Source organism: uncultured Photobacterium sp. (assembly GCF_947502415.1).
Lineage (GTDB): Bacteria > Pseudomonadota > Gammaproteobacteria > Enterobacterales > Vibrionaceae > Photobacterium.
On the sequence record NZ_CANMZV010000088.1, the window covers coordinates 1 to 984 of the forward strand.

Genomic DNA, 984 nt, shown 5'->3' on the forward strand with positions numbered 1-984 from the left:
GGTGATGCTTCACCACGACCAGCAGAGCCTGCTGGTAACGGTAGTACTGAACCTAAACAAGCGGGTGACACTTCCCCCCGTCAGGCCGAACAGGGCCGCAATGATGTAGTTGCACCACAGGCACCTGTAAATCAGACCACTGACAGTTCTCCACGTTCATCGGAACCTACCAGTAATGGTGGCACTGAGCCTAAACAAGTGGGTGACAATGTCCCTCGTCAAGCTGAGCAGAGCCGTAATGATGTATCAGCGCCTCAATCACCTGTGGCTCAGGGCGGTGATGCTTCACCACGACCAGCAGAGCCTGCTGGTAACGGTAGTGCTGAGACTAAACAATCGGGTGATGCTTTTCTACGAAAGGCAGAGTTGAGCCGTGAGGAAGCATCAACGTCACAATCAGCAGTGAGTCAGTCCAGTAACAGCGCACCTAAACCAGCTGATGATGCCTTCCAGCTTATGGCTAAATTAAGCCGAAATGAAGAATCAATTTCTCAATCTGCTACGAATCAGGTTAGTGAGAGCTCATTACGTTCCAGTGAAGCTAAGCCGGTACACCTAGCAAGCATGGCTAGTGAATCTGGTGAACAGTCGAGTCCACAGCAGCAAGCCGGTACGCCTGAATCAGAACAAGTACAGTTGGCCAGTGCCGATGTCGCTCCTGTAGCAACCTCAGGTAGCCAGCAAATGGCTGGTGGCCAGCAAGCCAGTGAGTCACAGCCAATGCATTTAGCCGATGCAGGAAGTCAGGCAGCAGAACCGACAAGCCCGCAGCAGGAAGCTGGTTTTGTTGATGCTGACCAAACTCAGCTTGCCAGTGCCGATGTTGCACCAGTTGCAACCTCAACCGAACAACCGGTAGCCGATGGTCAACATGCCAGTGAATCACAGCCAATGCATTTAGCCGATTCAGGAAGTCAGGCAGCAGAACCGACAAGCCCGCAGCAGGAAGCTGGTTTTGTTGATGCTGACCAAACTCAGCTTGCC

At 52.6% G+C, this 984-nt stretch carries 1 protein-coding gene; it reads left to right on the top strand.

What is annotated here, in order from left to right; all coding sequences use genetic code 11:
- A partial coding sequence (locus Q0852_RS23640) for a hypothetical protein (RefSeq protein WP_299022892.1) occupies window positions 1-984 on the top strand: 984 nt, incomplete at both ends.